Origin of the sequence: uncultured Campylobacter sp., assembly GCF_938045535.1 — a bacterium.
GTDB lineage: Bacteria > Campylobacterota > Campylobacteria > Campylobacterales > Campylobacteraceae > Campylobacter_B.
In genome coordinates this window covers 1-2,700 of the sequence record NZ_CALIMQ010000195.1, presented here as the reverse complement: position 1 = coordinate 2,700, position 2,700 = coordinate 1, and the positions used below count along the sequence as shown (strand labels likewise).

The following is a 2,700-nucleotide window of genomic DNA, read 5'->3' as shown; positions in this document are numbered from 1 at the left end:
CTTGTATAAGGTACTTCTCTTTCATTGCAGTTTACTACTGCATTCCCTTGGTGATTTTCTTCATCTAATGTTTCGTGTTCAAATCTTAAACTTCTGTATTCTAAAACACCAAATTTATAATCAAAATATTGATCTATCATACCTGTAAATACTACTTTATCAGCTTTAGCCAATAATTCTTCTTTTTTTCCAAAGAAATCAACATTCAATTCTACATCGATTCCTTCTAATAATTTATCAAAAATTACATTGTATCCGCCTTCAGGAATTCCTTGATATTTATCATTAAAATAGTTATTATCATAAGTATATCTTACAGGCAATCTCTTAATAATAAATGCTGGTAACTCTGTTGTACTTCTTCCCCATTGTTTTTCAGTATAACCTTTTATCAATTTTTCATAAATATCTTTTCCTACCAAAGAAATTGCTTGTTCTTCTAAGTTTTTAGGTTCTGTAATTCCAGATTCTTTTATTTGTTCATCAATTTTAGTTTTAGCTTCTGCCGGAGTCACAACTCCCCACAATTTATTAAAAGTATTCATATTGAATGGTAAATTGTATATTTCACCTTTATAATTTGCTATTGGTGAATTTATATAATTATTAAATGTACAAAATTGATTTACATAATCCCATACTTTTTTATTACTAGTATGAAAAATATGTGCTCCATATTTGTGAACATTTATTCCTTCAATATTTTCACAATACATATTTCCACCAACATGATCTCTTTTGTCAATCACTAAAACTTTTTTCCTTCTTTTATTTGCTTCATAAGCAAATGTTGCCCCAAAAGGCCCTGCTCCTACTACTAAATAATCGTATCTCATTTCTACTTAATTTCATAGTTGAAAACTACTACTTTTCTCCTTTCTAATTTTTTTATTTATTATATATTTTACCTAACTATTTTTATATGCTTCACAAACCTTCTTAGTATCTCCAACCATTTTCAACTTTCCTTTTTCCAACCAAGCAACTCGATCACATAATTTTTCCACCTGCTCAATTGAATGTGATACAAATAATATACTTGTTCCATTTTTCATCATTTCCTTTATTTTTCATAATTTTTCTTTCTCTCCTCAGTAACGCTTGCAGCCGCGATAAGCATATCCGCCTGATTATTTTGAATGGACGGAAAGCGAGCTTGCGCTGATACCGGTATGAGCTCGATCCTGCCGCCGGTATCGCCTAAAATTTTGCCTCCGATTGCATTAGCAAGCTCTACGTCAAAGCCCTCAAAGCCGTTATCCGTAACTCTACTAAACGGAGGTTCATTTTCATAAACGGCGATACGAATGACTTTACTCTGCTTTATTTGGCTTAAAGAATTCGCAAGCGCAAAGATGCAAGATAAAAGAATTAAAAACAGTGATTTTTTCATTTCAAATTCCTTTTTTATTAAAAAAAGCTGTAAAGATCGTCGAGTAAGAAATATTTTTTATCGACAGTACCTTTATAAAAGGATTCGAAAGTATCCTCATAAGCCTTTTTGAAAAAGCCCTCTTTGCTAAGCGCGATCAAGCCTTTATTGATCGCTTCTAGCAGCTCTGCGTTGCCCTTTTGTACTGCGACGCCCAAGAATACGTTCTCGCCTAAATTTTTTATATTGACTTCGACTGCAGGATCTACGATCGGATAGACCATTACAAAAAGGTTGTTGTTACAATATCCGTCAATCTCGCCACTTTTTAATCTCCTGTAGCAATCGACCGAATCGTTGCAATAAGAAACATTATAACCGCCGTCCTTTTTGATATACGCCTCGCCGGTGGTCTTGCGGATGACGCCGATCTTTTTACCCATCAAATCGCCTATTTTGTGAATATTTGAGTCTTTTTTCGTTAAAATTCCCAAATTTACCGTAAAATACGGCATCGAAAAATCGACGCTGCCTTTACGCTCTTCGGTGATACTTGCAGCCGCGATTATCATATCGGCTTGGTTGTTTTGAAGCATCGGGAAGCGCACTTCGTTTGTTACCGGTATGAGCTCGATACGACCGCCGCTGTTGCCGAAAATTTTACCAGCTAGCGCGTTGGCAAGCTCGACTTCGAAACCTTCAAAGCCTTTCTCGCTCGACTTGCTAAAAGGCGGCTCGTTTTCATAAACGCCCACTCTGATAACCTTACTTTGCTTTATTTCGCTTAAGGAATTCGCAAAAACAAAGATCGCCGACAATAGAATAAGAAAAAATGACTTTTTCATAATTTCCTCCTTGAATTTTAAATTTTTCGTAATTGTAATGTAAATTTTCTTAAAATTTCATTTTACTAGAACCGAAACTATTCCCTAAATTGCGAGTTTAGCAATAAAATTTCGCAACTAAAATTTCTAAGCATAATGATAGAGGCTTTTTAAATTTTGCTGCCTTGCACCAAGCTCCGCCTGCTTTCATTAAATTTTAGTGCTTAGCTATAAATTCTGTGCGTCTATTAGCGCCGCGTAAAAAAAAATAGCACGCCGCTGCGAAATTCTATGGAATTTTATAAATTCTGCAACGGCGCGTTAGTAAAATTTTACAATCCAAACCCAAGCTCGCAAAGTCGGACAAAATAGCAAGGCTATGCGAGCCTTTTAAATTTTACCTGGCGAGAGCACACAGCTATGCCTACGAAAACAAACACGGGCGAGCCGTACCGCTATGCCCGCCTAAAATAAGCTATAAAGATCATCTAGCAAGAAATATTT

4 protein-coding genes are annotated in these 2,700 nt (G+C 35.3%); all 4 read right to left on the bottom strand.

Annotation, left to right across the window (positions count from 1 at the left end):
- A partial coding sequence (locus Q0095_RS06035; RefSeq protein ID WP_297882306.1) for a UDP-galactopyranose mutase occupies positions 1-836 on the bottom strand: 836 nt, incomplete at its 3' end.
- Between the two features lie 72 nt (positions 837-908).
- Positions 909-1,055, bottom strand: coding sequence for a hypothetical protein (locus Q0095_RS06030; RefSeq protein WP_297882304.1), 147 nt, complete (start codon positions 1,053-1,055; stop codon positions 909-911).
- 8 nt (positions 1,056-1,063) lie between these two features.
- The gene (locus Q0095_RS06025) at positions 1,064-1,393 is read right to left on the bottom strand and encodes a transporter substrate-binding domain-containing protein (RefSeq protein WP_297882302.1); all 330 of its coding nucleotides are present in this window, start codon (positions 1,391-1,393) and stop codon (positions 1,064-1,066) included.
- A gap of 17 nt (positions 1,394-1,410) precedes the next feature.
- Positions 1,411-2,217 carry a transporter substrate-binding domain-containing protein gene (locus Q0095_RS06020; protein ID WP_297882300.1) on the bottom strand — a complete coding sequence of 269 codons (807 nt, stop codon included), beginning with the start codon at positions 2,215-2,217 and terminating at the stop codon, positions 1,411-1,413.
- Positions 2,218-2,700 lie beyond the last annotated feature (483 nt).